This is a genomic window from Terrabacter sp. P5_B1 (assembly GCF_056400505.1).
This window is the reverse complement of the sequence record NZ_JBFULD010000625.1, coordinates 1-634: the sequence shown is the minus strand read 5'-3', so window position 1 is coordinate 634 and position 634 is coordinate 1. Positions and strand designations below refer to the sequence as shown.

Annotated in this window: 1 pseudogene; it reads right to left on the bottom strand. The window is 76.8% G+C overall.

Annotation, left to right across the window (positions count from 1 at the left end):
* Positions 1 to 634 (bottom strand): annotated as a pseudogene (locus AC1DP0_RS22485) (primosome assembly protein PriA); the annotation flags it as partial.

Here is a 634-nt window from a genome sequence, read left to right as displayed (position 1 = left end):
CCGTTCGGCCAGCTCACGTGCTGCGAGCCAGGCCGGGTCCCACCGCACGAGGGCTTCGACGGCCGGGAGCGCCACGGCCTCGGGGGCGCCGCTCAGCACGACCGTGCGGCCCTCCCGCGCGAGCGCCGCCGCGGCCATCCACCGCCGCAGCGCCTCGAGGGGCGCATCGAGAGTGGGCAGGTCGAGGCTCGCCCACGCGTCGAGGATCAGCACACCGGTGTAGCCCCCGTCTGCGACGGGTTCGGCACCGGGTGTGGCGATGACGAGGGACGGCTCTCGGCCGACGGCGGCGAGCACCTCTCCGGAGCCCGAGGTGTGGACCGGGAAGCCCGGGAAGGCGCGGCCGATCTCCTCGGCGGTGCGCTTCGCGCCGGTGATCGACGAGCGCAGCCGGCGCGAGCCGCAGTGGTCGCACTCGAAACCGTGCCCGGCCAGGGTCAGTCCGCACCAGCGGCAGGCGGGCGCCGTGCCCGAGGCCCCGAGGGCCACCGGCCCCTGGCAGCGGGCGCACCGGACCGGCGTGCGGCACTCGGCGCAGCTGAGGGACGGGAGGTAGCCGCGCCGTGGCACCTGCACGAGCACCGGCCCGTCGACGAGGGCGTCCTTGGCGACACGCCACGCGCGGGACGGGATG